This window comes from Ruegeria sp. YTSA075 (assembly GCF_059610245.1).
In genome coordinates, this window is the sequence record NZ_JBXWNG010000001.1 from 166,294 (window position 1) to 189,471 (window position 23,178).

The 23,178-nt window shown below is 61.6% G+C and carries 27 protein-coding genes and 1 pseudogene; 12 read left to right on the forward strand and 16 right to left on the reverse strand.

Translation table 11 applies throughout. The annotated features are described in order from the left end of the window. Window positions 1–65: 65 nt before the first annotated feature. The 3 genes from hflK to AC2FGE_RS00910 all read left to right on the forward strand — a co-directional run bounded on the left by hflK (window position 66) and on the right by AC2FGE_RS00910 (window position 2,968). Entirely contained in the window at window positions 66–1,133 is a 1,068-nt protein-coding gene (gene hflK / locus AC2FGE_RS00900) for an FtsH protease activity modulator HflK (protein WP_496817325.1), read from the forward strand. Further along, complete coding sequence (gene hflC / locus AC2FGE_RS00905; RefSeq protein ID WP_496817326.1) at window positions 1,130–2,218, forward strand: protease modulator HflC; 1,089 nt, start codon at window positions 1,130–1,132, stop codon at window positions 2,216–2,218. Before hflK ends, hflC begins: the two co-directional genes overlap by 4 nt. 270 nt (window positions 2,219–2,488) lie before the next feature. Then, the gene (locus tag AC2FGE_RS00910; protein ID WP_496716888.1) at window positions 2,489–2,968 is read left to right on the forward strand and encodes a hypothetical protein; all 480 of its coding nucleotides are present in this window, start codon (window positions 2,489–2,491) and stop codon (window positions 2,966–2,968) included. Between the two features lie 10 nt (window positions 2,969–2,978). Here the strand turns inward: AC2FGE_RS00910 and AC2FGE_RS00915 are convergent, their stop codons facing one another. Then, a complete protein-coding gene (locus tag AC2FGE_RS00915; RefSeq protein WP_496817327.1) occupies window positions 2,979–3,104 on the reverse strand; it encodes a hypothetical protein in 126 nt (41 codons plus the stop codon). 231 nt (window positions 3,105–3,335) lie between these two features. Here AC2FGE_RS00915 and AC2FGE_RS00920 point away from each other — a divergent pair, with 231 nt between their 5' ends. The 7 genes and pseudogenes from AC2FGE_RS00920 to AC2FGE_RS00950 all read left to right on the forward strand — a co-directional run bounded on the left by AC2FGE_RS00920 (window position 3,336) and on the right by AC2FGE_RS00950 (window position 7,844). Beyond that, window positions 3,336–4,142 (forward strand): transglutaminase-like domain-containing protein, encoded by an 807-nt coding sequence (locus tag AC2FGE_RS00920; protein ID WP_496817718.1) that lies wholly within the window; start codon window positions 3,336–3,338, stop codon window positions 4,140–4,142. A gap of 90 nt (window positions 4,143–4,232) precedes the next feature. Beyond that, window positions 4,233–4,403: a hypothetical protein gene (locus AC2FGE_RS00925; RefSeq protein WP_496817328.1), complete on the forward strand. Its 171-nt coding sequence runs from the start codon at window positions 4,233–4,235 to the stop codon at window positions 4,401–4,403. Between the two features lie 74 nt (window positions 4,404–4,477). Beyond that, on the forward strand, window positions 4,478–5,011 hold the full coding sequence (locus AC2FGE_RS00930; RefSeq protein ID WP_496817329.1) for a hypothetical protein: 534 nt from the start codon (window positions 4,478–4,480) through the stop codon (window positions 5,009–5,011). 326 nt (window positions 5,012–5,337) lie between these two features. Then, window positions 5,338–6,578 (forward strand): annotated as a pseudogene (gene groL, locus AC2FGE_RS00935) (chaperonin GroEL); the annotation flags it as partial. A gap of 337 nt (window positions 6,579–6,915) precedes the next feature. Then, window positions 6,916–7,104, forward strand: coding sequence for a hypothetical protein (locus AC2FGE_RS00940; protein ID WP_496817330.1), 189 nt, complete (start codon window positions 6,916–6,918; stop codon window positions 7,102–7,104). Window positions 7,105–7,215: 111 nt separating this feature from the next. Continuing rightward, the gene (locus AC2FGE_RS00945; RefSeq protein WP_496817331.1) at window positions 7,216–7,464 is read left to right on the forward strand and encodes an EF-hand domain-containing protein; all 249 of its coding nucleotides are present in this window, start codon (window positions 7,216–7,218) and stop codon (window positions 7,462–7,464) included. Between the two features lie 23 nt (window positions 7,465–7,487). Beyond that, entirely contained in the window at window positions 7,488–7,844 is a 357-nt protein-coding gene (locus AC2FGE_RS00950; RefSeq protein WP_496817332.1) for an SPW repeat domain-containing protein, read from the forward strand. 227 nt (window positions 7,845–8,071) lie between these two features. Here the strand turns inward: AC2FGE_RS00950 and AC2FGE_RS00955 are convergent, their stop codons facing one another. The 12 genes from AC2FGE_RS00955 to AC2FGE_RS01010 form a co-directional block, all read right to left on the reverse strand. Further along, window positions 8,072–8,347 (reverse strand): DUF2274 domain-containing protein, encoded by a 276-nt coding sequence (locus AC2FGE_RS00955; RefSeq protein ID WP_496817333.1) that lies wholly within the window; start codon window positions 8,345–8,347, stop codon window positions 8,072–8,074. Then, window positions 8,344–9,543: a TraB/TrbI/VirB10 family type IV secretion system protein gene (locus AC2FGE_RS00960; RefSeq protein ID WP_496817334.1), complete on the reverse strand. Its 1,200-nt coding sequence runs from the start codon at window positions 9,541–9,543 to the stop codon at window positions 8,344–8,346. The genes AC2FGE_RS00955 and AC2FGE_RS00960 overlap by 4 nt, the downstream gene beginning before the upstream one ends. Then, window positions 9,540–10,520 carry a P-type conjugative transfer protein TrbG gene (trbG, locus tag AC2FGE_RS00965; protein WP_496817335.1) on the reverse strand — a complete coding sequence of 327 codons (981 nt, stop codon included), beginning with the start codon at window positions 10,518–10,520 and terminating at the stop codon, window positions 9,540–9,542. Before trbG ends, AC2FGE_RS00960 begins: the two co-directional genes overlap by 4 nt. Next, window positions 10,517–11,200: a conjugal transfer protein TrbF gene (gene trbF, locus AC2FGE_RS00970; RefSeq protein WP_149884416.1), complete on the reverse strand. Its 684-nt coding sequence runs from the start codon at window positions 11,198–11,200 to the stop codon at window positions 10,517–10,519. The genes trbG and trbF overlap by 4 nt, the downstream gene beginning before the upstream one ends. Further along, window positions 11,200–12,486 (reverse strand): P-type conjugative transfer protein TrbL, encoded by a 1,287-nt coding sequence (gene trbL, locus AC2FGE_RS00975; RefSeq protein ID WP_496817336.1) that lies wholly within the window; start codon window positions 12,484–12,486, stop codon window positions 11,200–11,202. The genes trbF and trbL overlap by 1 nt, the downstream gene beginning before the upstream one ends. A 4-nt stretch (window positions 12,487–12,490) precedes the next feature. Then, complete coding sequence (gene trbK-alt / locus AC2FGE_RS00980; protein WP_496817337.1) at window positions 12,491–12,760, reverse strand: putative entry exclusion protein TrbK-alt; 270 nt, start codon at window positions 12,758–12,760, stop codon at window positions 12,491–12,493. Between the two features lie 4 nt (window positions 12,761–12,764). Next, window positions 12,765–13,547, reverse strand: a complete 783-nt coding sequence (gene trbJ, locus AC2FGE_RS00985; protein ID WP_496817338.1) for a P-type conjugative transfer protein TrbJ — start codon at window positions 13,545–13,547, stop codon at window positions 12,765–12,767. Next, on the reverse strand, window positions 13,531–16,011 hold the full coding sequence (gene trbE / locus AC2FGE_RS00990) for a conjugal transfer protein TrbE (protein WP_496817339.1): 2,481 nt from the start codon (window positions 16,009–16,011) through the stop codon (window positions 13,531–13,533). Before trbE ends, trbJ begins: the two co-directional genes overlap by 17 nt. Window positions 16,012–16,015: 4 nt before the next feature. Further along, window positions 16,016–16,285, reverse strand: coding sequence for a VirB3 family type IV secretion system protein (locus tag AC2FGE_RS00995; protein WP_496817340.1), 270 nt, complete (start codon window positions 16,283–16,285; stop codon window positions 16,016–16,018). Continuing rightward, window positions 16,285–16,587, reverse strand: a complete 303-nt coding sequence (locus AC2FGE_RS01000; protein ID WP_496817719.1) for a TrbC/VirB2 family type IV secretion system protein — start codon at window positions 16,585–16,587, stop codon at window positions 16,285–16,287. The genes AC2FGE_RS00995 and AC2FGE_RS01000 overlap by 1 nt, the downstream gene beginning before the upstream one ends. 20 nt (window positions 16,588–16,607) lie before the next feature. Next, complete coding sequence (gene trbB, locus AC2FGE_RS01005) at window positions 16,608–17,543, reverse strand: P-type conjugative transfer ATPase TrbB (RefSeq protein ID WP_496817720.1); 936 nt, start codon at window positions 17,541–17,543, stop codon at window positions 16,608–16,610. 448 nt (window positions 17,544–17,991) lie between these two features. After that, the gene (locus tag AC2FGE_RS01010) at window positions 17,992–18,393 is read right to left on the reverse strand and encodes a DUF6841 family protein (RefSeq protein ID WP_496817341.1); all 402 of its coding nucleotides are present in this window, start codon (window positions 18,391–18,393) and stop codon (window positions 17,992–17,994) included. Window position 18,394: 1 nt separating this feature from the next. Between AC2FGE_RS01010 and AC2FGE_RS01015 the strand changes: the two genes are divergently transcribed. Then, window positions 18,395–19,330 (forward strand): enoyl-CoA hydratase/isomerase family protein, encoded by a 936-nt coding sequence (locus AC2FGE_RS01015; RefSeq protein ID WP_496817342.1) that lies wholly within the window; start codon window positions 18,395–18,397, stop codon window positions 19,328–19,330. Between the two features lie 16 nt (window positions 19,331–19,346). Next, window positions 19,347–19,730, forward strand: a complete 384-nt coding sequence (locus AC2FGE_RS01020) for a DUF6841 family protein (RefSeq protein WP_496817343.1) — start codon at window positions 19,347–19,349, stop codon at window positions 19,728–19,730. Between the two features lie 128 nt (window positions 19,731–19,858). On the opposite strand, the gene AC2FGE_RS01025 is transcribed toward AC2FGE_RS01020, so the two are convergent. The 3 genes from AC2FGE_RS01025 to AC2FGE_RS01035 form a co-directional block, all read right to left on the reverse strand. Further along, the gene (locus AC2FGE_RS01025) at window positions 19,859–20,488 is read right to left on the reverse strand and encodes an MSMEG_1061 family FMN-dependent PPOX-type flavoprotein (RefSeq protein WP_496817344.1); all 630 of its coding nucleotides are present in this window, start codon (window positions 20,486–20,488) and stop codon (window positions 19,859–19,861) included. A gap of 257 nt (window positions 20,489–20,745) precedes the next feature. Next, the gene (locus AC2FGE_RS01030; protein WP_496817345.1) at window positions 20,746–21,162 is read right to left on the reverse strand and encodes a ribbon-helix-helix protein, CopG family; all 417 of its coding nucleotides are present in this window, start codon (window positions 21,160–21,162) and stop codon (window positions 20,746–20,748) included. A gap of 9 nt (window positions 21,163–21,171) precedes the next feature. After that, window positions 21,172–23,166: a conjugal transfer protein TraG gene (locus tag AC2FGE_RS01035; protein WP_496817346.1), complete on the reverse strand. Its 1,995-nt coding sequence runs from the start codon at window positions 23,164–23,166 to the stop codon at window positions 21,172–21,174. Window positions 23,167–23,178: the final 12 nt, after the last annotated feature.

Consider the following 23,178-nt stretch of genomic DNA (forward strand, 5'->3'; position numbering starts at 1 on the left):
ATCGCACCGTCAAACGCGCGAGCCACGCATCACCCCGAGTGCCAAAACCGAGACAGGAGCTTGCGATGCCTTCTGATAACAATGGACCGGAAGATCGCGGACCTTGGAAAAACAAGCAGACCCGCGTTCCCCCTGATGTTGACGCAATTCTCAGGCGGGGCCGGGATCGGCTGCACGGCATCCTGCCGGACGGTCTGCCACCGGTGAAGCGTCTTGCAATCGGGGCCGCCATTGCGCTTGCGGCATTTGGGGCGTTCTCCTCATATTACACGGTGCCGAGCGACTCCGTTGCGATTGTCCAACGGTTCGGGAAGTACGCGGCCGAGGTCCCTCCGGGGCTGCACTTCAAGATCCCGTTCGGGATCGACGTGACCACGTTGGTCCCGGTCAAGCGCCAGCTGAAGCAAGAGTTCGGGTTCACGACTCCGGGTGCCTCCGATCCCTATCAGAGCCCGACGGACGGTCGCCGCGAGACCGAGATGGTGACTGGCGATCTCAACGCCGCGCTCGTGGAGTGGGTGGTGCAGTACCGGATTTCCGAACCCCGGAAGTTCTTGTTTGAAGTGCGCGAGCCAAGCGCGACCCTGCGTTACGTCTCGGAGTCCGTCATGCGCGAAGTTGTGGGAGACCGCACAGTCGACGAGGTGATCACCGTCGGGCGCCAGGAAATCGAAAGCGAAGCCCTGATGAAGATGCAGGCACTCGCGACCAAATACGCGATGGGCATCAGCATCGATCAGGTACAGCTGAAGAACATCAATCCGCCCCAGCCGGTTCAGGCCTCGTTCAACGAGGTCAACCAGGCACAACAAGAGAAGGAGCGGATCATCAACGAGGCCCGCCGCGAATACAACCGCGTCATACCTCTGGCCGAAGGCGAAAAGGACCAGCGCATCCGCGAAGCCGATGGTTATCGCCTGAGAAGGATCAATGAAGCCGAGGGCGATGCGGCCCGATTCACGGCCCTCCTGACGGAATACCGTCTGGCGCCCGAAGTTACCCGGCGCCGGATCTACATCGAAACCCTTCAGGATGTTCTGCCGGGAATTGGTTCCAAGATCATTGTCGACGGGTCCACAGCAAGCATCCTCCCGCTTTTGAATCTGGATCGACAGACAGGAGATCAACCATGAAGACCCTTTCGCTTATTGCCTCGGGAATCGCGGTTGCCGGGGTCGTCGCTGTGTCATCCGCCGTCTACACGGTCGGCGAGGTCGAACAGGCCATCATCACCCAGTTCGGCAAGCCGGTCGGCGCGCCGATCACCGAGGCTGGTCTCAAGTTGAAAATCCCCTTCGTTCAGGAGGTTAACCGGATCGACAGCCGGGTTCTGGAGTGGGACGGCTCGCCATCGGACATGCCCACCAAAGACAAGCTCTATATCTCGGTCGATCTCTTCGCGCGCTGGAAGATTACCGATCCTCTGCAGTACTTTCTGCGCCTGCGCGACGAGCGCAGCGCCCAGTCGCGCCTCGATGATATCCTCGGTAGCGAGACGCGGAACGCCGTCGCCAAGCACGAACTCATCGAGATTGTGCGCACGACCAGGGGCCGGACGCCGCTTCGGGACACGCTTCTGACTGATCAGGAGCTTGCGCAGGACATTGGCGCACTGGTTCCCATCACGAAGGGGCGGGCGCTGGTCGAGCAGCAGATCTTCGAGGCGGCGGCGGAGAAGGTGCGCGTTTTCGGGATCGAGCTTCTCGACATTCGTTTCAAGCGCATAAACTACAACGAAAGCGTGCGACCCAAGATCTATGACCGCATGATCTCGGAGCGCCGGCAGATCGCCGAACGCTTCCTGTCTGAAGGCAACGGCGAAGCGGCCCGTATTCAAGGCAACCGGGTGAGGGACCTGAACAAGATTCAGTCCGAAGCCTATCGCGCTGTCGAGGAAATCCGCGGTGCCGCCGATGCCGCAGCAGCGGCAATCTATGCGGGCGCCTACAATGTCGATGCCGTTTCGGTGGAATTCTACGATTTTACCCGAACCATGCAGGCCTACGGCGACATGATCTCCGACGACACGACGCTTGTCCTGACGACGGACAGCGATCTGTTCCGGTTCCTGCGCGGCATGCAGGGCGAGGCAGACCCACTCCGCGATCCCGGCAGCGACCCGGGCGACGGTGGCGTGGCGTCAACCGGCAGGGCCCTACCAGCGCAAGACCCCGCGACGCCAATCTTGACACAGACGGAGGTCGAAGCAGGCCGATAGGTTCATGTTGGAGGGTTTCAAGCATGAATAGAGGGTATCAAGCGGGAAGCACGTCAATGACACCGGGACCACCGAGGTCGGTTTCTTTCCGCTTCTGAGCAAGACACACCCACTTACTTTCCGTGCCCCTAACCTGCGTCAGCGCACGATTTGCGCTTGGCTGGTAGGTGGATGGCAAGAGATGGGTCGCGATGAGGCGAGGGCCTGCCTGCCCCCACTCGAGGACACGACATCCAACGTCGCACCGCGCAGCGAGGAGGACAATACGCTATGACATCAGTCAAACATCTAACCAGGACAGCCGCAGAGACCACCGATCTCGAACGGCGTGTGCTCGCCCATGAAAAGGTGCTTCAAGCCCTGATCGCCTTCATGGCCCGCACCGAGCCGCGATTTATTGATCATCTGAGAGAACGGTTCGTCGAGCCGATGCGCATGGCGCGGCATGAACATGACTACCGCGAAACCGATGATTATGCGGAAGAATTCATTCGCGCTGTGATGCTCCTCGGAGACGCGCGCGTGCCAAACGAGAGGGAGCCGGAAATGACCGACATGAAACCCGTGCCGCCGAAAAGCAGAGGAGCACAAGATTCTTCCATGAACCGGCCGACGCAGCGCAATGGGGTTCAGGTGCGCGAAAGAAACGGCATCTGGGAGGTGCAGGTCGATGGCAAGTTCCGGGGCGACTACCACCAGAAGGAACATGCCCTTGCGGCTGCGGCCCTGCACAAGTTGTCGCCCCGATGACCGGTAGCTCTCATCCGACAGTTCCGCCGGACTTCGCGATCCAGGTGGCCGAGAACGAAGGAATGCCATCCAGATCGAATTCCAGGGGCTCCCCGCCGCCGCCCGCGCCCACGCGACGGCTGACTGGAACGCTCATGCTTGGGCTATCGAAGACTCGCGCTGCAACCGGCGGACTCTGGTCCGCCAAGGAGCAAGCGGCGATGAGACACCCGCTGGCAAGGTTGATCTCGAGGCTGGCCATCGTGGCTGGAGTGATAGCGTCCCTGGCCTTCCCCGTCCTTGCGCAGGATGGCACCGGCCCGATGCCTCGGAACGCTCATCCTTGCAAGATACTCATGACATGACCAGGCGCGGCCGTGTGTCTGGCATGCGGGTCAGCATCGGGTGTCGTCTGCGATACAGCTTCCCGCAGCCGACGCCGCTGATTGCGATGCTGAATGTCCACTACTCGCGCTTTGGCGATCTGGAGCGTGCCGACTATCTTGTGACCTCGCCCAGCGTGTCGCTTGAAAGCTACCGGGATGGCTTCGGCAACTGGTGCACGCGCGTCCTGGCTCCGGCGGGCGACTTCTGCCTGTCGACGGATGGCATCTTCCGCGATACGGGCCACCCTGATCCCTCCATGCCCGGCGCGCGGCAGCACGAGGTTCAGGATCTTCCTTTCGAGACGCTCGTGTTTCTGCAGGGGAGCCGGTATTGCGATACCGACCTTCTGTCAGAGGAGGCGTGGCGCCTTTTCGAAACCACGGACCCCGGATGGTCCCGCGTCCAGGCGATCTGTGACTTCGTGCACGGACATGTCCGCTTCGACTATATGCAGGCAAAGGCGACGCGCACCGCGTCGCAGACCCTCGCCGAGGGGCAGGGTGTCTGCCGCGACTTTGCACATCTCGCCATCGCCCTGTGCCGATGCATGAACATTCCGGCCCGTTACTGCACCGGATACCTGAGCGACATTGGCGAGCCTCTCCCTTATCCACTCGGGGATTTTGCCGCGTGGATGGAGGTTTTCCTTGCTGGAGAATGGCAAATGTTTGACCCGCGGAACAACAAGCCGCGGTTTGCGAGAATTCTGATCGCGCGGGGCCGCGATGCCGCTGATGTCCCTTTGACCCAGACATTCGGTCAGAACATTTTGATGGAATTCAAGGTCTGGACGGATGAATTGGCCTGACTGACCTTGGCTTTCTCTTCGATGCGCCATCGTAAACCGGGTCGCCAATCCCCATATAGTTAGTACTGGCGCCAAGCATCCCGGTCCGTCATGGACGAGGAGTTGGCACCGGCCAATCAAAGGATCGATCATATGTCCTTCAAGGACCTGACAGCCAGGGCTGCGGCCGCAATGAAGCTGAAGCCTGCGAAATCCCCTGCAAAAGAGAACGAGTCCAAGGCCGTTGGCAAGGAAGCACCAGCGAAATCCAAGACATCTTGAGATTTGCACCGGCCACGCGCCCCATTCTTAACGGGCGCGGACCACCCACAGCAACAAGGGAAAGGGCCATACTAATGGAAGATCTGACGAGCAAGACCGTTGCGGTTTTTTCCCGGCCCTTCACCGTTCCGGGCTTTGACGAGACGCTCCCGGCGGGAGAGTACGAGATCGAAACGGAATTGGCTTCACCCCCTGATCAACGGGATCCCGCAGCCTGGAAAGCCTCCGTCCTTGTGAAGCTTCATCCCCGGATATCTCATCCGGGACTTGCACGGACTCTGACTGTTTCCCTTGCCGACCTCGACCAAGCACGCGCCAGGGACAAGCTGACGGGCCGGGCGTTGTCCGACTTCTTCCTTGAGGAAATGCTGGCTGATCCGATGGTACAGCTCGTGATGAAGGCCGACGGCGTCTCCGAGGCGCATCTGAGACATCTCTACTCCGGGCACGGGACGCCCCAGTCTGACAGGGATGTCCTGGACCGGAACCCGGCGCGACAAGGTGCACGTGACATTGCGCCAATCCATGCTGCTGAAAACGAGGGCATGCCTCCACGACCGACAGGGACGTCGGCTATGCGCACGGAAGTCAGCGCGGATTCGATATGATCACGAACAAAACCTCGGTCGACATAGCATTTCCGGACATCGCCCGCGGAAGGGCCTTTGGCGACGTACCTCGAAACCGTCCTTGTCTGAGATGCGATGCTGTTTTCTGGAGTGAAGGCTTTGGAGAACGGATCTGTCGGCGCTGCAAGGGGTTGAACGCCTGGCGGAACGCCGTGCCCGTCAGCCCAGGTGCATCTCGCCGCCGCTAATCTCTATCGGTGCCCGCGCCGTCTTCCCAGTACCGTACCGGACCCGTCAATTCGCCCTGTCTAGACGTCGCTCGCATCACGCCGACCGATGTCTTATGGGGCGAAGAGGGCTGGGAACTCAAGGCAATGTCGCGGCCAGTGGGCGATACGGCCGAGATCGCCAAAGTCGGCACAATCTCCGCAAACGGTGAGGCTGCTATCGGTCAGCAAATCGCGGACGCGATGGCCAAGGTCGGCAACGAAGGCGTTATCACCGTCGAAGAGAACAAAGGTCTGGAGACCGAGACCGAAGTGGTCCAAGGCATGCAATTCGCGGCTATCTCAGCCCGTATTTCATCACAGATACCGCCAAGATGACGGCGACCCTGGAGGACTGCGTCATCCTGCTGCACGAGAAGAAACTGACGTCTCTGGCCCCCATGGTGCCTTTGCTTGAGGCTATCATGCAGGCGAACAAGCAGCTCTTGGTGATGGCCGAAGACATTGACGGTGAGGCACTCGCAACGCTCGTGGTAAACAAGCTGCGCGGTGGACTTAAAGTGGCCGGTGTCAAAGCACCTGGTTTTGGGGATCGCCGCAAAGCGATGCAGGAAGATCTTGCCGTCCTGACAGGCGGACAAGTGATTTCCGAAGAAATGGGCATCAAGCTCGAAAATGTCACGATGGACATGCTTGGCGATGCCAAAAAGATCACAATCACCAAGGACACAACAACTGTGATCGACGGCGCAGGCGACAAAGAGGCTATCGCTTCTCGAGTCACCCAAATCCGTACACAGATCGAAGAGACCACCTCAGACTACGACAAGGAAAAACTGCAGGAGCGGCTGGCCAAATTGGCGGGCGGCGTTGCGGTGATCAAAGTTGGTGGCGTGACCGAGATCGAAGTGAAAGAGCGCAAGGATCGGGTTGATGACGCCTTGAACGCAACACGTGCGGCCGTCCAGGAAGGCGTCGTACCAGGCGGTGGCCTCGCACTTGTCCATGCAGGCAAGGTTCTGGAAGGTCTCAAAGGAGACAACGCGGATCAGGATGCGGGTATCAAGATCATCCGCAAAGCCCTTCAGGCACCGTTGCGCCAGATCGCAGAAAACGCCGGAGTTGATGGCTCGGTCGTTGCTGGAAAAGTACTTCAGAACGCCAGCAAGACGTTCGGCTATGATGCGCAGCTGGACCGGTACGACGATATGTTGAAGGCCGGTGTCATTGACCCGACAAAGGTCGTTCGGATCGCGCTAGAATATGCCACATCGGTTGCCGGCCTGCTGGTCACCACTGAAGCGATGGTGGCTGACAAACCTGCCAGGCCGAACCGCCACGGCATACCCGACATGGAGGGTATGGAAGGCATGATGTAGAAGCGAACTTTTGCTCGCGGCATCGGAACCAATCATTATGAGCCGCGAGTAGCATTTTCCTGAAGACGGCTCGCACCAACGCCCCGGCTTTTTCCAGTCGCTCTTCCCCCTGAGTAGACCATGTCTGAAGGCTCCGCTTTCCAACATCAAATCGCTCCAAGCTGATCTGTGTAAGCGTCGAAAACTGGAATGTAAGTTAGTTAGATAGTGCCCGCTGAAAATTCAGCAGGAAGTGTGTTTTCGAGTTTTAAAGCGGCGCGCAAGTGGCAGTTCCCTAAAAAGAATTTCTTCTTTCGCGCCCCGCTCTTTCTCGAAGTGCCTAGGAAAGGACACCACAATGAAACTCAAACCCAATACCATCTCGGAAAAGATGAAGTCCGTTAAAGCCAGCTGTGGAGGCGCACCCTTCGGTGAAAAACGAACGCAGGCCTGGAGACATTACAACGCTGCTGAAGCCGCGCATAAAGCGAATGACGACATCAAGACGAAATACGAACTCGACGCAGCCAGGAAAGCCCTTGCGTAATTAATAACGGCCGCGTGAAAAAGCGGGCCAGTTTGAGCAAATGCGGAATGCAATACGCCGGGACCTGAACCGCAATCCATGATGGATTGCCCTACCTTGATCGGAAAAAACGTGAAAAATGTAAGTCTCGTAGCTGCCCTCATGACATTCGTCGCATTCTCCGCCAATGCAATGTCTGCCGAAATTGATACTGACGGCGACGGCATGGCGTCCTTCGCTGAGCTTCAGGTTTCATATCCTGAACTCACCGAGGAATTGTTCGGCGAGATCGACACAAATGGTGATGGACTCGTCGACGACGAGGAAATGGCTATCGCCGTCGAGCTTGGCAATCTCGCGGATCCTGAAACCGATGCCTGAAACCAAGGATTGGAGTGCGCGCTATGCAGAATCGTGAAGCTTTCAGATGGACCTTCACCGCCTCGGGGCTCTGGCTGATGTTGTCGCCATTCATGCTTCTCGGCGGCCCATCGGCTCTTAGCAATGCCCTCGTTGGAGATGCAGGACTGCTCATTCTCTCGGGGCTTTTGGCATTGACCGTAGCGGGTTACGGCCACAACAAACATTACCTGGTCCAGACCTATCTGGGAGTTTCCTACGGTTTGGTTTTGGTAGCGGCTCCTTGGCTGTTCGGATTCACCGAACCTATGACCGCTTGGAATGCCGGCGTGGTCGGAACGGCTTTGGTTCTGGCGGGCCTTTATGTGGTGTTTCAAAAAATGCCGAAACACCACGCATAGTGAAGACACTGTGTGGGGCGGCAAACGCCCCACACTTCTAATCGTTTTCCTTGCCAATATGAACCGCCCTAGGTTTACCGGAGATGGCTATTGGCCACTGACCGCGAGTCGAACGCTTCGCTTATGGAGGATCGGACTGACTCCGTAGCGACCTGAAGCGGCTAGGGCGTGCCGATGTGCGATCCGTGTGCAAATCGATCCGCCTCAGGATCTACGACCAAACATGCTTAACCCTGCTCGCCATCGGGTTGCGCTTGCGCATCCGGCGGCTTCTTGCGGCTGGCCCGCGACCCCGTTTTGCGCGCTGTGGCGAAGCCACGGTCGGTTGACATGAAGCGGGCGAGCATGGGGGCGACGAGGCGCGCAGGCTCCAGGTCTTGTCCGGTCTGGTGGCCCAGGACCGCTGCGTAGTCGCTGAGGTCACGGTGGACGTCGGCGGGAAGCTCCACTGTCAGCTTGACCGGTTTGTCGTCATGGATCGGACCGAGCTTCAGCTTCGTCATCTCACTTCTCCCAAAGGCTCGAGGATCAGGTCGCGGGTGACCATGACGCGGACGGGGAAGCCAGGGCGGATGGTCAGTGTCGGCGGGATGGCGAGTTGCTGTCGCACGATCTCGTCCCCGGTCTGCCCGATCGTGTCCTGTGCGGCCTCGCGGATGGCGCGGGCGACGTCATCCTCGCTGTCGGCCCCGCTTTCCAGGCCGAGGTTCAGGATCGTGGCGAGGCCTGCGGCGAGAAAGACGCGACCCCAATGATAGTTGACCCGGTCCTGCAGGCCGGACGCGCCTGTTCCGTCAGTGCCGGGCGCGCGTTCCAGCACAATGGAGCGACCATCCGGAAGGATGAGGCGGGTCCAGACGAGGAGCAGGCGGCTTTGCCCGGACGCGATGCGGCTGTCATATTCTCCCAGAAGCCGAGCGCCTTGCGGGATCAACAGGTATCGTCCTGAGGGGCTGTCATAGACATTCGAAGTCACCTGGGCCGAGATCTGGCCAGGTAGGTCGGAGCGCAGGCCGGTGATCAGGGCGGCCGGGATCACGGTTCCGGCCTGCAGGATGTAGGGGCTGGGCGGCGGCACCATGCGCTGCGCACTGACGGTGTCCGTGTCTCCGGGACGGGTGAGGAACGTCTCCCGGTTTGAGACCGGATCGTTTGCCGTCGGGCTGCCCAATGTGGAGGGGAAGAGTGTACCGGTCGCGGGGGGCGTCGGTGTGGCCTGGGCTCCGCCGCGCGGCACGGTTTGCGCCTCCGCGAAAAGGGCGCTCAGCCGGGCGGCGTCGAGTTCCTGAAGGCGGCGTTGTTCCTCCGGATCGACTGTGGGGGCCAATGGACCGGAAAGGGGCGGTGCCGGGACCGGCTGGCCGCGATCTTGCGCTCCAAGGATGGCGCGGCCCAGTTCACCGGGCAAGGGTGGGCCGAGACGCGGGACATCGGCGTAATCCCGAGGCAATGTGGACAGCCCTTCAGCCGCCTGAATGCGTTCGGTGGAAAAGAGCTCGGTCTGGTTGACCTCCTGCCGGTTGTTCTGCAGTGCCACGATCAGGACCGCGCCCAGACCCAGACCGCCGATTGCGGTGGCAAAGGCAATGGCCCCGCGGGACAGGCGCATGACACGGGGCGGATCGGGCCTGAGGCGAAGCTCGTGGGCGATGTCTTCCTCGGTCCGTGGCGGCTCTTGGATATCAGGGTTTTGTGTCATCGCTCCACCTCTGGCTGGGGCGCGCGCGGCGGGCGTTGATCGCCATCTGTCCGCACGATCCGCACGACCTGCTGTCGTCTTTCGCCGAGACGCAGTTCTGCGGCCCCGAACAGGCGGTCCACGATCAGCACATTGCCGAGCACGCGGGTGTTGACGATCTGGCCGCGTCCATCCGCGCCTATCACGAAGAGCGGGGGCATTTCGCCCTGGGCGATGCCGGGCGGGAAGACGACATAGACACGGCGCCCGTCGTCGAAGACCGAGACTGGACGCCAGGGCGGGGCGTCGCCCTGCAGGCCGTAGCGATAGTGCCGGTCGGCCTCGGGCGGGATCGCCGGGCGGCGAATTGTCGGGGCGCGGGGCGTGGTTCGCGCCTCTGGATAAGCCCATGCGACGCTGGGCATCCAAGCCTCCTCATTCGCACGCAACTCGATGTGGTAGCTGCGCCTGTCGGTGTTGACGACGAGATTGCTGGTGATGTCGGGGCGGGTGGGTTTCACGAGGATATGGACGCGCTCGGTGCGGCCTGCGCCGCTGGTGGTGTCGCCGATGATCCAGCGCGCGGTGTCGCCGGCCGCGATCGGGCCGGGGCCGGTAAGCCGCTCTCCGGGTTCGAGCGCTATATTCGTGATCTGTCCGGGTGCGGCATAGACCTGGTAGAGCGCACCTTCGCTCCACGGAAATACCTGCATGGCATTGTAATAGCCCTGCTGGCGGGGTTCGACCCGGGCTGCGGCATTGGCGGCGATGATGCGGGCTTCCGGCGTGTCCGCTACCGGATTGCCGCCGCGGGAGGGCGTCCAGGCTGGCGGCGTGTGAACCGGGCGGGGCGGCCCTTCTTCCGGGGGCGGTGCCGGCGGCGGAGCGAGGGCCGGAACGTTGTCGTCATAGGCGATTTCGGGCGGGCGTTGTCCGCTGCAGGCGGTCAGCGCGGTGGCCGCGAGGAGAAGAACGGGGATGGGGCGAAGTCGTCTCATTGGGCATTCTCCCTCGACCAGTTGATGGCATGGACATAGACGCCGAGCGGGTTGGCCCGCAGGCGCTCTGCATCGCGCGGGGGCTGGATCACGACGGTCAGGATGGCGGTCCAGCGCTCGGTTGTGGCGAGCTGACCGTTTTCATAGCGGCGCTCGATCCAGGCGACACGGAAGCTCGACTCTGATGCACGGATGACGCTCGAGATCTCGACGGAGACCTGCGTGTCGCTGACCAAGGCGAAGGGATCGTTCAAACGGGCATGGTCATTCAGCGCGACGGCGCCGCGATCCGTAGCGAAATCGTAGGCGCGCAGCCAGTTCTGGCGCAGCACGATCGGATCGGCCGGGACCTGCCGGACATGCTCGACGAAGCGGGCGAGGTGCCAGGCGATCTGCGGATCGGTCGGGCGATACTCGGCGAGCGCCGGGGCGACGGCCTGTGCCGCACCGAGACTGTCGACCTCGACCACGTAGGGGACGACGCTGCTGCGCGTCGATTGCCAGGTCAGCACCGCGCTGAGCCCGGCGGAGAGGGCGAGGCAACCCAGCGCCATAAGGCGCCAGTTGCGGGCCTGAACGCGGGCCGAGCCGATCCGCTCGTCCCAGACCTGGGCGGCCTTTTGGTAGGGGGTGACGGGTTCGGGTGTGGTGCCGTAGCGGACGCTGGGTCGTCGGAACATCAGGAGGACCTTTCGGAGAGGCTGACGACCGTGCCGCCGCCGCCATGATCGCCGGAGCGGACGACATGGGCGGCGGTCGAGAGGCCGTGTTGAAGGGATTGCTGGCGCTTCATCCGCCGCGCCCAGTCCGGTGGGCCGTCATTGGCCGGGGCGAGCAGGGTGCCACCCGCCATCCGTCCCCCGGTTGCGGCATAGGCTGCGCGGGCGCCGGATTGCGCACCGCCGGAGATCGCGCGCCGAAGCGGACTGAATGCCGCGACGGCACCGGTCTTTCCGACTGCGGCCACGCCACCGACGGACTTGCCCAATGCCGTGCTGCGCGATGCTGCGCCAAGCTGGTAGGCAGTAGCGGTTCCGCTGCCGACAGCGCTGGCACCGCGCAGGGCGGCACCGCCAGTGCCAAGGGCCATCCGAGTTCCGGCGACACCGGCGACCGCGGCCCCGCCCACGGCGATACCGGTGCCGACCGCGGCCCCTGCGCCAAGTTGCGGCCCACCCGAGACAATGCCATTGGCGATGCCGGGACCGAAGATGCCGAGGGCGAGGAGCGCCAGCGCGCCAAGGACCACGGACATCGCGTCGTTGATTGTGGGTTCACCCGCAAACCCGGCGGTGAACTCGCTGAAGATGGTGGAGCCGATACCGACGATGACGGCCAGCACCAATACCTTGACGCCTGAAGAAATGACGAGGCCCAGCACACGTTCGGCCATGAAGGCGGTCTTGCTGAACAGGCCGAAGGGCACGAGGATGAAGCCTGCCAGCGTGGCCAGCTTGAATTCGATCAGGGTGACAAAGAGCTGGATTGCGAGGATGAAGAACGAGAGCAGGACCACCAGCCAGGCGAAGAACAGGATCCCGATCTGGACGAAGTTTTCGAAGACGGCGACGAACCCGGAGAGGTCGGCGATGGAGGCCAGGATCGGCTGGCCCGCCTCGAGCCCCACCTGCGCGATGCGCCCCGGCTGCAGCAGTTCACCGGCGGAGATCGTGCCACCGGTGGCGACCAGCCCAAGCCCCGCGAAACTGTCAAAAACGATCCGGGCCAGCGTGTTCCAGTTGCCGATGATATAGGCGAAGATCCCGACAAAGAGGGTCTTTTTCACCAGCCGAGCAATGATGTCGTCATCCGTACCCCAGGCCCAGAACAGCGCGGCCAGCGTGATGTCGATGACGATCAGCGTGGTGGCGAGAAAGGCGACGTCGCCGCCGAGAAGGCCGAAGCCGGAATCGATATAGGAGGCGAAGACCTCGAGAAACCGGTCAATGACACTGACGCCGCCCATCGCCTTACTCCGTCCCGGCCGGCTCTGGAGCCAGATCGAAGAAGCGCTGCCGGGCCGCCTCCCAGGCGGCGCGGCATTCGGTGTCGCTGGCGTAGTCTTCGGGTGTCAGGTCACGGCAATGCGCGAGGGTGCTGCGCAAAGCGTCATCCCTGACCACATGCCCGGTGTCGGTGGGCAGGACCGTGCGTGTCAGTTCCACCACGGCGGCGAGGGCGGCAAGGCCGCCGATACAGAAAGCGACAAGGCGCAGAGTTCGCGGGGTGTCGAGTGCCATACGCTCAATCCCCGAAGTAGCGCACGGTGCCGGGCGTGTAGCCGCCGCCGTAATCGAGGAACCGGGCGAGGTTCTCGCGGCCCTGCGCCTCGGCGGAGGCGATGCGGGCAGCTTCCAGCGCTTCGGCGCGGTTCTGCGCCGCAATGGCGGCGGTCAGATCGGCGATCTGTGTCGACTGCAATGCGAGGAGCTGGTTCCCGGCTTGGGCCACCTGTAGGGCGCCGACAGCGCCCTGGCTTTCGCGGATGAGTGCGTCCATCTGGTTGCGGGCTCCGTCGATATTGCCGACGACGCCCGCCTGCATGCGCAACGCGTCCTCGAAGCCCGCGACGGAGGTCTCCCACCGCTCGCGCGCACCGACGATCATCGCGTCGAAATCACCTTGCGCTGCGGCAGCACCGTAGTCCTGCGCGAAGGCCTGTTCGATGGTGGCTACGTCGAAGGCGAGGCTCTGGGCATCGGCCAGGAGGCGTTGGGTTTCACTGATGGCGTTCTGCAGCTGCGCCAGCGAGGAATGCGGCAGGTTCGCAAGGTTCAGCGCGTCGTTCATCAGCATCTGCGCCTGGTTCTGGATCTGCGCGATCTGGTTGTTGATCTGCTCCAGCGCGCGGGCGGCCGAGAGGATGTTTTCGGCGTGGTTCCGCGGGTCGTAGACGATCCGGCCACCGCCTCCGAAGAAGAAGGCCTGGGCCGGTGTCGTCAGGACCGGTGTGAGCACAAGGGTGCCGACCATCAGCGCGGTTGCGAGTTTCAGGGAGTGGGCAGGGCGGTCAGGGTTGCGGGTCATTTTCGGTCTCCTTCTGGTCGGTGGGTTGGGCGTCTGGAGCGGGTGGAGCCGTGGCGCTGCCAAGCAGCTCGACCGCCCAGTCGAGGCCGCGATGGCGCAGCCAGGCCGCGGCGAAGCCGTCGCGGCCAGGGTTGGCGAGCATCTGGGTCGTGGCGGTCTGGTCTGCCTTGGAGGAAGCCGCGGTGAAGGCCAGCGCCACCTCACCGAGGCCTAGGGAGAAGAGCCGGTTTCCGTGGCGCGACTGGCAGTAGTAGTCCCGCTTCGGCGTTGCGCGGGCGAGGATGTCGATCTGGCGGTAGTTCAACCCGAAATTCTGATAGATGCGCGCGATCTGCGGCTCGAAAGCGCGCTCATTGGGCAGGAAGATCCGCGTGGGGCAGCTCTCGATGATGGCGGGCGCGATGAGAGACCCGTCGATATCGGCCAGCGACTGGGTGGCGAAGATGACGGAGGCGTTCTTCTTCCTGAGCGTCTTCAGCCATTCGCGCAGTTGCCCGCCGAAGTTGGCGTCATCGAGGGCGAGCCAGCCCTCGTCGATCAGCATCATCGTGGGGCGCCCGTCGAGCCGGGCCTCGATCCGGTGGAAGAGATAGGCCAGCACGGCGGGAGCCACGGGCGAACCGATCAGCCCTTCGGTCTCGAAGGCCAGCACATCGGACGACCCGAGTTCCTCCGTCTCGGCATCCAGAAGCCGGCCGAAGGGGCCGCCGAGACAGAAGGGCTTCAGCGCGCGTTTGAGTTCGGTCGATTGCAGCAGGACCGAGAGGCCGGTGAGTGTGCGCTCCTCGCGCGGGGCCGAGGCGAGCGAGGTCAGCGCCGACCAGAGATGGTCCCGCGCTGTCGGGTCGATCGCCGCGCCTTCACGCCCGAGGATTCCCGCGAGCCAATCCTGCGCCCAGGCGCGTTCCGACGCCTCATCGATCCCTGCGAGCGGTTGCAGCTGCACCGCTAGTTCCTCGTCGGCCAGTCCATCGCCGAGATTCTCCCAATCCCCGCCCATGGCGAGCGTGGCGCAGCGGATCGAGCCGCCGAAGTCGAAGGCGAAGACCTGCGCGCCCGGGTAACGGCGGAATTGCAGCGCCATCAATGCTAGCAGGACTGATTTGCCCGCCCCGGTCGGCCCGACGATCAGGGTATGGCCGACATCGCCAACGTGTGTGGAGAATCGGAACGGGGTCGTGCCTTCGGTCTCACCGTGGAACAGCGGTGGACCGTCGAGGTGGTCGTTCCGATCCGGACCCGCCCAGACCGCCGAGATCGGGATCATATGCGCGAGGTTCAGCGTGGAGATCGGCGGCTGGCGGACATTGGCGTAAATATGGCCGGGCAGGGAGCCCAGCCACGCTTCGAGCGCGTTCAGGGATTCGGGGATGCAGGTGAAATCGCGCCCCTGCACGATCTTCTCTGCTGCCTTGAGCTTTGCCTCGGCCGCTCGGGGGTCTTCGTCCCAGACGGTAATCGTGGCGGTGACGTAAGCCGCGCCCGCCACGTCCGCGCCCAATTCCTGCAGCGCTTCGTCGGCATCTGCCGCCTTGTTGGCCGCATCACTGTCGAGCAGGGTCGAGGCTTCGTTGGTCATCACCTCTTTCAGGATCGCTGCCACGGACTTGCGCTTGGCGAACCACTGCCGGCGGATGCGGGTGAACACCCGGGCGGCATCTGTCTTGTCGAGGCAGATCGCGCGCGTGCACCAGCGATACTCGAAACCCTGCGCGTTCAACTCGTCGAGTAGTCCGGGCCAGGTGGCGCTTGGTAGCCCGACGATGGTCAGGGTCTTGAGATGCGCTGCTCCGAGCCGGGGTGTCAATCCACCCACAAGAGGATCATCGGCCAGAACCGCGTCGAGATGCATCGGCACCTCCGGCACGCGCACGCGCTGGCGTCGCGTTGAAACTGTCGAGTGCAGGTAGGTCAGGGTCTCGGCGTCCGAGAGCCAGGCGATTTCCGGCATGAACCCGTCGAGCAGATCGGTCAGCCGGTCGGCGCGGCTGACAAAGCTGGAGACAAGATCCTGCGGCTTGGTGCTGCGATCCGGGGCGTTCTCCAGCAACCAGCCTTCGGCGCGGCTCGCGTCGTCAGCGGGCGGCAGCCAGACCAGCGTCAGGAAATACGCACTCTCGAAATGTGCACCCGCTTCCTCGAACTGCGCGCGGCGTTCGGCATCGACAAGGGCGGAGACCGGATCTGGAAACTCGGAGGCGGGGTAGTCCTGCGCTGGTATCCGCTGTGCCTCCACGAAGACAGTCCAGCCCGAGCCAAGCCGCCGTAACGCGCTGTTGAGCCGGGCCGATGTGGCGACCAGTTCGGCTTTCGTTGCGGAGTCCAGGTCCGGTCCCCGGAACCGTGCCGTCCGCTGCAGGCTGCCGTCCTTGTTCAGGATGACGCCCGGTGCGACAAGCGCCGCCCATGGCAGGAAATCGGCGAGAAGCGCAGGTTTGGACCGGAATTCGGCGAGGCTCATCACCAGCTCAGACCCCGAACCAGGACGGGTAGCGCATGTGCCTGCGCGCTACTTCCGCGATCTGCGAATCCCGCTTGGCGGCCCAGACGGCGAGGAGATGACCAATAATCCAGAAAGCGAGGCCAACGAGCCAAAGCCGCAAACCGAGACCGATGGCGGCTGCGAGAGTGCCGTTGGCGATCGCGATCGTGCGGGGGGCACCGGCCAGCAGGATCGGATCGATCAGGGCCCGGTGGACCGGCGCATAATAGCCGGGGATGTCGGTGTGGTTCTCCATCAAATCAGCGCTCCACCGCCAAAGGAGAAGAAGGAGAGAAAGAAGCTCGAGGCGGCGAAGGCGATGGATAGCCCAAAGACGATCTGCACCAGCCGCCGGAACCCGCCGGAACTGTCGCCAAAGGCCAGAGTCAGGCCCGTGACAATGATGATGATCACCGCGACGATCTTGGCGACCGGGCCTTCGATGGACTCCAGGATGGTTTGCAAGGGTGCTTCCCAGGGCATGCCGGACCCGGCGGCGAGCGCCGGCTCGGGCAGGGCGAAGGCCAGAAGGGTCAGCGCGGCGGTGCCGAGCAGCAGTTGGGGGGATCGAATGAGGGTCACGGACGGTCTCCTGAGTTTGGCGGAAGAATGTGGGTGAGGGCGTAGTCGCCGGACGAAGTGAGACCGGTGACTCGGGCAAGTTCGGAGAGGCGACGCTCAGCGCCTCGGCCTGACAGCACGGCGATCATGTCGATGGTCTCTGCGATCAGGGCGCGCGGGACGGTGATCACCGCTTCCTGGATCAGCTGCTCGAGCCGCCGCAGCGCACCGATTGCGGAGCCGGCATGGATCGTTCCGATCCCGCCCGGATGGCCGGTACCCCAGGCCTTCAACAGGTCCAGTGCTTCCGGGCCGCGCACCTCGCCGATGGGGATGCGATCGGGGCGCAGGCGCAGCGACGCGCGCACGAGATCGGACAGGGTCGCAACGCCGGCTTTCGTGCGCAGGGCCACGAGGTTGGGGGTCAAGCATTGCAGCTCGCGCGTGTCCTCGATCAGGACCACACGGTCGGAGGTCTTGGCGACCTCCGCCAAGAGCGCGTTGGTTAGCGTTGTCTTGCCGGTCGAAGTCCCACCCGCGACGAGGATATTGGCCCGGCCAGTGACACCCTCGCGCAAATGGTTGGCGGCGTCGGCCGAAAGAATGCCGCTCGCGACATAGTCTTGGAGGGTGAACACCGCGACGGCGGGCTTGCGAATGGCGAAGGTTGGAGCGGACACGACCGGCGGCAGCAGCCCTTCGAAACGCTCGCCGGTCCCCGGCAACTCCGCTGAAACACGCGGAGTCTCGGGATGCACCTCAGCGCCGACATGATGCGCGACAAGCCTGATGATGCGCTCGCCATCGGCAGAGGACAGCACCGCGCCGGTATCAGCCAGCCCATCGGCCAACCGGTCGACCCAGAGCCGCCCGTCCGGGTTCAGCATAACTTCGACGACGGCGGCATCTTCGAGCCAGGTCGCGATGCCGGGGCCGAGGGCTGTGCGCAGCATCCGCGCGCCGCGGGAAGACGTGTCGGTTTTGAAGGGCGTAACGGTCATGATGGTTCTCGCGATAGATCATGAGACCGATCAAGAAGACCGCTATTTGGCTCCGGGCAACAGTTATGAAGGCGTAGTAGTGCGGGGGCGTATGGAGACAGGGAGCTGGCGAAACGGAACCGACGAGATATCTAACCGCACCAAGCGGTTATTGACTTCGATCGCAGCGAATGCCCGCTCGGAGCCCATTTTGACCAATGCTGCAGTGCGTCCGAATGTCGGCTCTTTCGTGGGGTGGTCAAAAACATGTCAAAACCTTTGAGGTTTTGAATAGGGGTTGTGACACGGCTAAGCCTTTGATCCAACGTGGCGCAGAGCGGTATGTCAAAACCTACCGTTTTTGGCGCACTGGTTCTGGCAAGGGGTTTTTGTCACAACCGTTAGTCACTAAGAGCTTTGACTATGCCCCAGTTTGGAAAGCCGAAACAACGATCGTCGGTGCAGCGTTATCTCTGTTATCCAAAATTGTGTAGTAGTGCCTCCAAGCGCGCTCAAGTGATCCATTCGCCTTTGTGAGTTCCCAGTTTACGACCGCGAGGCTCAGGTGTTGCCCTTGGCTAGACAGGTCCACGGCGCGAAGGGAAGCGTTTTGGACTCCTCCGGCGCGGAAAGCATCAAGCCTTGTTTGATTGAAATCCGTGATCTCTGCCTGAGAGGCGTAAAGCGTCATTTGGCCATCCAGTGAAACCATGAAGCATGGGACGTTAAAAAAACGGTCTAATGCGTCAAGCGGCGCATCCCCCCGAATTACATTCTCCCAAGTCTGTCGGTAGTCTGAAACAAGCTGTCTGGCTGTTTGCACGATGCTTCTCCGTCGATTCTGTCATGGTTTTCAGTCATTCAAGCCTATCCGTACGGTTACTGAAGGGGAACATAATCAGACCAACGCCCGCGAGTTGAAGGCTTTATTATTTTTCCCATTCGCACCATACTGCCTTGTGAAAAACCATCTTGGATATGCAGTGCCAAAGCTCGCTCACATCGTCACAGAAGTGACCGCCGGGGTCGCTTGGCTTCGTTTTGACCGTCCTCGCGTCAATGCTTTTGACCGCCAAATGCTCAACGAAACAGAACTTGCATTTGATACGTTGACAGCCAGTACAGAGGCACGCGTTATCGTTCTGGGCTCCACCAATCCCAAGTACTTTAGCGCCGGTGCCGATCTGGAAACCTTTCGGGATATTTCATCGGACGGAATGAGTGACTGGATCACCGTTTGTCACCGGCTCGCTCGCAAGATACGAACCGGACCGAAACCAGTATTTGCTTGCCTTCAAGGCGTCGCTGTTGGCGGTGGGCTTGAAATGGCTCTGCACACTGATCGTCGCTTTGCTTCTCGTGACGTTCAACTCGGTCAGCCGGAAATCAAAATTGGCTTCGTTCCACCTGTCGCAGGGACGCAAGCTCTTGTTCGACTGGTAGGAAGGAGCGCCGCTTACAAGATGCTTTACACTGGTGAACTACTGGACGCTGAGGCGGCTTTGGATATGGGCCTTGTGGATGAAATTTATGAACTCGGTAAAGTCGAAAACGCCGTTCAAGAGTTTGGCGAGATGATAGCAAGCAAACCAGCCAACGCGCTCGCTGCGATCCGTCAATGCGTCGCGAGTGGTGGGGATGCGACAATGGCTCAGGGAATGGAGATTGAGCAACGGGAGGCAAACGCGCTCGCTGCGCACCCAAATTTTGCGGAAGGTATCCAGGCGTTCTTGGAACGCTACTCTCCAAAATGGACATGAGAAGAGATGCACATTAATGCTGTCCGACTTTGACGAGCAAGCCTTCGTCGAAAGCTACATCCGTGCTTTCGAAGCCCTTGATGGTCACCGTGTTGGTGCATTCTACAACGTACCTTGCGTCACTGTCCGACCTGATGGCTCAACTCACGGTTTTGTTCAGCGCAACGAGATTGATAACTTCTTCATGTCCGTCCTGAAAACCTACGCAAATGAAGGCATGACTACCTTTTCCGCTGCGGCGACATCAGTCGAACGCCTTGGGGCTGGTTCTTGCCGATTTTCCTGTGCCTGGACAATGAAACGCAATGATGGAAGCGTTATTAGAGACTGGCAGCAAACATATGTCTTTCAGAAGGCAGTTGATGACTGGAAAATCATCGCATCGATCTTCCACCTCTGAACTCCATCGTTTACCACTGTTCTGGGAAAATTCTGCCAAAACTCATATGTTTCTGTCTCAGGCGAAAACGACCGTTTTTGGCACGTTGGTTCTGTCACCAGGTATTTGGCATTGCTCGAACGGCGGCATCAATACAGCCGTGTTTCCCGATCTCGATCATGGTTGCCTTGCACCTGTTCCAGGGTTTCCTCTGTGTCGACGGTTGATTTGACCCACTGAGCCAAGCTGGGAGCACCCTGTGCGTGCTCCCATGTGTCTGGCGACCAGAGCTTTGAGCGAACCAAAGACTTCGAACAGTGCATGAACACCTGTTCCACATCGACCACCAAAACGAGGTCAGGCGCTCGTCCGTTGATTGCGAAACGTTCGCGCAAGGCTTCATCAGCGGCAATGCGCCCTCGCCCGGCAATCCGAAGGGTTTCCTTGTGGCCCGGAACGAGGAACAGCAATCCAATCCGATCGTCAATCAACAGGTTTTCGAAGGTATCGACGCGATGATTTCCCAAACGATCAGGCACGAGGAGTGTCTTTTCGTCGAAAACATGCACAAAGCCTGGCGCATCGCCTTTTGGTGACACGTCGTGACGGTCGTCTACTCCAGCAGAGGAAATGATCGCGTAAGGCGACCTCGCGATGAACTCCCGCGCAACCTCGTTGACACGGTCGAGGTCCTTCTTGCTCGCATTGCCATCCCACTCCGGGATGATCTCTCTGAGCCTTTCCTGGCTCACTATGGGGTCTGACAGTTCAAGCGGCATCCGGCACTCCTATGGCTTTCCAAGGAGTGTCCCGAATTATTCGGCACTTGTCACGTGGTGCGCCGATTTGGCCAAAACTCAACCGTTTCTGTCACCGGCGAAAATGACCGTTTTTGGCACCGCCTCTTCTTGAAAGCTGACGTTGGCGCAACTGCAGCGAAAGCTCACTTCGTCCGCGCAATCGACATTGATAGTCGGTGCTGGGAACGGCGGCTTTCTTTCGTCGTGAGTCAGTTAGTGTTTCGGCTGCTCTCTCGCTAGTCTGCAGATGCTGACAGGTCACGTGAAAGCTCTTTGGTGAGGGTTGATCCCTTGGTCAGCCGCCTCGCCAGCGTCTCCACGAAGCCGCCATAACGCTCCTTGCCCTTCGCCTTGGCCGCTGCGTAGGTGTCATCGGGCAGCGGGGGCGTCGTCGTCAGCCAGAAGCGGACGAACAGTGCTAATGCCTCGGTCGTGATCTCGTGGTCACGTTCCAGCCTCTCAAGCGACCGGGTCAGACGGTCCAGCCGGCGGACGATCGCGGCTTCGCTCTGTTCGGCACTGTCTGGTGAGAGGAACGACGCCAGCGCCGCCTCGATGATTTGCGTTTTGGGGACGCGTCGCCGCGCCGCCAGTGCGTCGATTTCGTCGAAGAGGGCTGCGTCGACATAAGCGGTGATCTTGGCTTTCTTCATCGCGTCACCTCACAGTTCGATGCCGTCGTCGGGATCGAGGGCAGCTTGACGCGCGACGTTGCGGAAGCGGGTCTGCATCGCACGGGCGCGTTGGGCCTCGTCGTCGGGTTCGTCTTCGAGAGCCGCGAATTCCTCGCGCGGGAACGGCAACTCAGGTGCCGCATCCTCATGCTCGGGGATCTCAGGCTCTCGTCGGATGCCGCCATCTGCATCGGCAGTGGGCTTGTTCATACTAGATGCCTTAGATGGCACGATCGGTTGAAGACTGCTCCAGTCGTCGGTTCCCGCCGTGCCGATTGCTGCAGATGCTTCTACGCTAGGCGACTTGTGGATCCTTGCCGTTAGTTGCGCATCGCGGAAGTACCGCACTTTTTGTGCTCGGATCGGGGCTGCGCCCGACACGAGGATGATTTCGTCGTCGGGTGGCAGCTGCATGATCTCACCGGGCGTGAGCAAGGCGCGGGCGGTTTCCTGGCGCGAGACCATCAGATGCCCGAGCCAAGGTGACAGGCGGTGCCCGGCATAGTTCTTCATCGCGCGCAGCTCGGTCGTGGTGCCTAGGGCGTCGGACAGACGCTTCGCCGTGCGCTCGTCATTGGTCGCGAAGGCGACGCGGACATGACAGTTGTCCAGAATGGCGTTGTTCTGGCCATAGGCCTTTTCGATCTGGTTCAGCGACTGGGCGATCAGGAAGGCCTTGAGACCGTATCCCGCCATGAAGGCCAGCTGACTTTCAAAGAAGTCGAGACGGCCGAGGGAGGGGAATTCGTCGAGCATGAATAGAAGGCGGTGCTTGCGGTTGGTGTTGTGCAATTCTTCCGTCAGGCGGCGGCCGATCTGGTTCAGGATTAGCCGGACCAGCGGTTTCGTGCGGGAAATGTCCGACGGGGGTACTACGAGGTAGAGGGTGAGCGGCCGCGCATCCGAGACCAGATCATCGATCCGCCAGTCGCAGCGCCGGGTCACGGCGGCGATCACGGGGTCGCGGTAGAGGCTGAGGAAGGACATGGCCGTGGACAGGACGCCGGAGCGTTCGTTCTCGGATTTGTTCAGCAGCTCGCGGGCGGCCTGAGCGACAACAGTATGCGGGCGATCTCCGAGATGGGCCGTGCGCATCATTGCCGTCAGTGTGGCAGCGATGGGACGCCGCGGATCGGACAGAAAGGCGGCGACGCCTGCCAGTGTCTTGTCCTTCTCAGCATAGAGGACATGCAGGATCGCGCCCACCAGAAGGGAATGGCTCGTCTTCTCCCAATGGTTCCGTCGCTCGAGCTGGCCTTCGGGATCGACGAGGATGTCGGCAATGTTTTGGACGTCGCGCACTTCGCGCTCGCCGCGACGGACCTCGAGGAGCGGATTGTAGGCGGCGCTGGCCGCGTTGGTCGGATCGAAGAGCAGGACACGCCCGAACCGTGCCCGCCATCCGGACGTCAGCTGCCAGTTCTCGCCCTTGATGTCGTGAACAATCGCGGAGCCGGGCCAGGTCAGCAGGCTTGGGATCACCAGGCCGACACCCTTGCCGGAGCGGGTGGGCGCGAAGCACAGCACATGTTCTGGTCCGTCATGCCGGAGGTAGCGCTTGTCGAGACGGCCCAGCACGACGCCGTCGTCTGCGAACAGCCCAGCGGCGGTGATATCCTTGAGGCCTGCCCATCTGGCGGAGCCATAGGTAGTCACATCGCTCGCCTCGCGCGCCCGCAGGACCGACAGCAAGATCGCGACGGCAATGGCGGCGATGCCGCCTGCGCCGGCGATTGCGGCCCCTTCCATGAAGACGCGCGGCGCGTAGACGTCGTACCAGTACCACCAGGTGAAGACCTGCCACGGGCGGTAGATCGGCAGGCCGAACAGGGCGGTGAGAGGCGCGCCAAGCTGGGGTTGGAACCCCAGACGAAACGCGACCCACTGCGTCGCTGCCCAGACGAAGAGCAGCACCACGATGCTGACGATGATGATCTGGCCCCAGAGGATCTTGGTGGCCAATGACGTGTCCTGACGGCTCATGGTGATGTCCTT

Excerpts from the sequence above, each read along its gene's own strand:
- hflK (WP_496817325.1), top strand. The coding sequence starts at position 66 with ATGCCTTCTGATAACAATGGACCGGAAGATCGCGGACCTTGGAAAAAC.
- hflC (WP_496817326.1), top strand. The coding sequence starts at position 1,130 with ATGAAGACCCTTTCGCTTATTGCCTCGGGAATCGCGGTTGCCGGGGTC.
- AC2FGE_RS00910 (WP_496716888.1), top strand. The coding sequence starts at position 2,489 with ATGACATCAGTCAAACATCTAACCAGGACAGCCGCAGAGACCACCGAT.
- AC2FGE_RS00915 (WP_496817327.1), bottom strand. The coding sequence starts at position 3,104 with ATGAGCGTTCCAGTCAGCCGTCGCGTGGGCGCGGGCGGCGGCGGGGAG.
- AC2FGE_RS00920 (WP_496817718.1), top strand. The coding sequence starts at position 3,336 with ATGCGGGTCAGCATCGGGTGTCGTCTGCGATACAGCTTCCCGCAGCCG.
- AC2FGE_RS00925 (WP_496817328.1), top strand. The coding sequence starts at position 4,233 with ATGGACGAGGAGTTGGCACCGGCCAATCAAAGGATCGATCATATGTCC.
- AC2FGE_RS00930 (WP_496817329.1), top strand. The coding sequence starts at position 4,478 with ATGGAAGATCTGACGAGCAAGACCGTTGCGGTTTTTTCCCGGCCCTTC.
- AC2FGE_RS00940 (WP_496817330.1), top strand. The coding sequence starts at position 6,916 with ATGAAACTCAAACCCAATACCATCTCGGAAAAGATGAAGTCCGTTAAA.
- AC2FGE_RS00950 (WP_496817332.1), top strand. The coding sequence starts at position 7,488 with ATGCAGAATCGTGAAGCTTTCAGATGGACCTTCACCGCCTCGGGGCTC.
- AC2FGE_RS00955 (WP_496817333.1), bottom strand. The coding sequence starts at position 8,347 with ATGACGAAGCTGAAGCTCGGTCCGATCCATGACGACAAACCGGTCAAG.
- AC2FGE_RS00960 (WP_496817334.1), bottom strand. The coding sequence starts at position 9,543 with ATGACACAAAACCCTGATATCCAAGAGCCGCCACGGACCGAGGAAGAC.
- trbG (WP_496817335.1), bottom strand. The coding sequence starts at position 10,520 with ATGAGACGACTTCGCCCCATCCCCGTTCTTCTCCTCGCGGCCACCGCG.
- trbF (WP_149884416.1), bottom strand. The coding sequence starts at position 11,200 with ATGTTCCGACGACCCAGCGTCCGCTACGGCACCACACCCGAACCCGTC.
- trbL (WP_496817336.1), bottom strand. The coding sequence starts at position 12,486 with ATGGGCGGCGTCAGTGTCATTGACCGGTTTCTCGAGGTCTTCGCCTCC.
- trbK-alt (WP_496817337.1), bottom strand. The coding sequence starts at position 12,760 with ATGGCACTCGACACCCCGCGAACTCTGCGCCTTGTCGCTTTCTGTATC.
- trbJ (WP_496817338.1), bottom strand. The coding sequence starts at position 13,547 with ATGACCCGCAACCCTGACCGCCCTGCCCACTCCCTGAAACTCGCAACC.
- AC2FGE_RS00995 (WP_496817340.1), bottom strand. The coding sequence starts at position 16,285 with ATGGAGAACCACACCGACATCCCCGGCTATTATGCGCCGGTCCACCGG.
- trbB (WP_496817720.1), bottom strand. The coding sequence starts at position 17,543 with ATGCTGCGCACAGCCCTCGGCCCCGGCATCGCGACCTGGCTCGAAGAT.
- AC2FGE_RS01015 (WP_496817342.1), top strand. The coding sequence starts at position 18,395 with ATGCTTCTCCGTCGATTCTGTCATGGTTTTCAGTCATTCAAGCCTATC.
- AC2FGE_RS01020 (WP_496817343.1), top strand. The coding sequence starts at position 19,347 with ATGCTGTCCGACTTTGACGAGCAAGCCTTCGTCGAAAGCTACATCCGT.
- AC2FGE_RS01025 (WP_496817344.1), bottom strand. The coding sequence starts at position 20,488 with ATGCCGCTTGAACTGTCAGACCCCATAGTGAGCCAGGAAAGGCTCAGA.
- AC2FGE_RS01030 (WP_496817345.1), bottom strand. The coding sequence starts at position 21,162 with ATGAAGAAAGCCAAGATCACCGCTTATGTCGACGCAGCCCTCTTCGAC.
- AC2FGE_RS01035 (WP_496817346.1), bottom strand. The coding sequence starts at position 23,166 with ATGAGCCGTCAGGACACGTCATTGGCCACCAAGATCCTCTGGGGCCAG.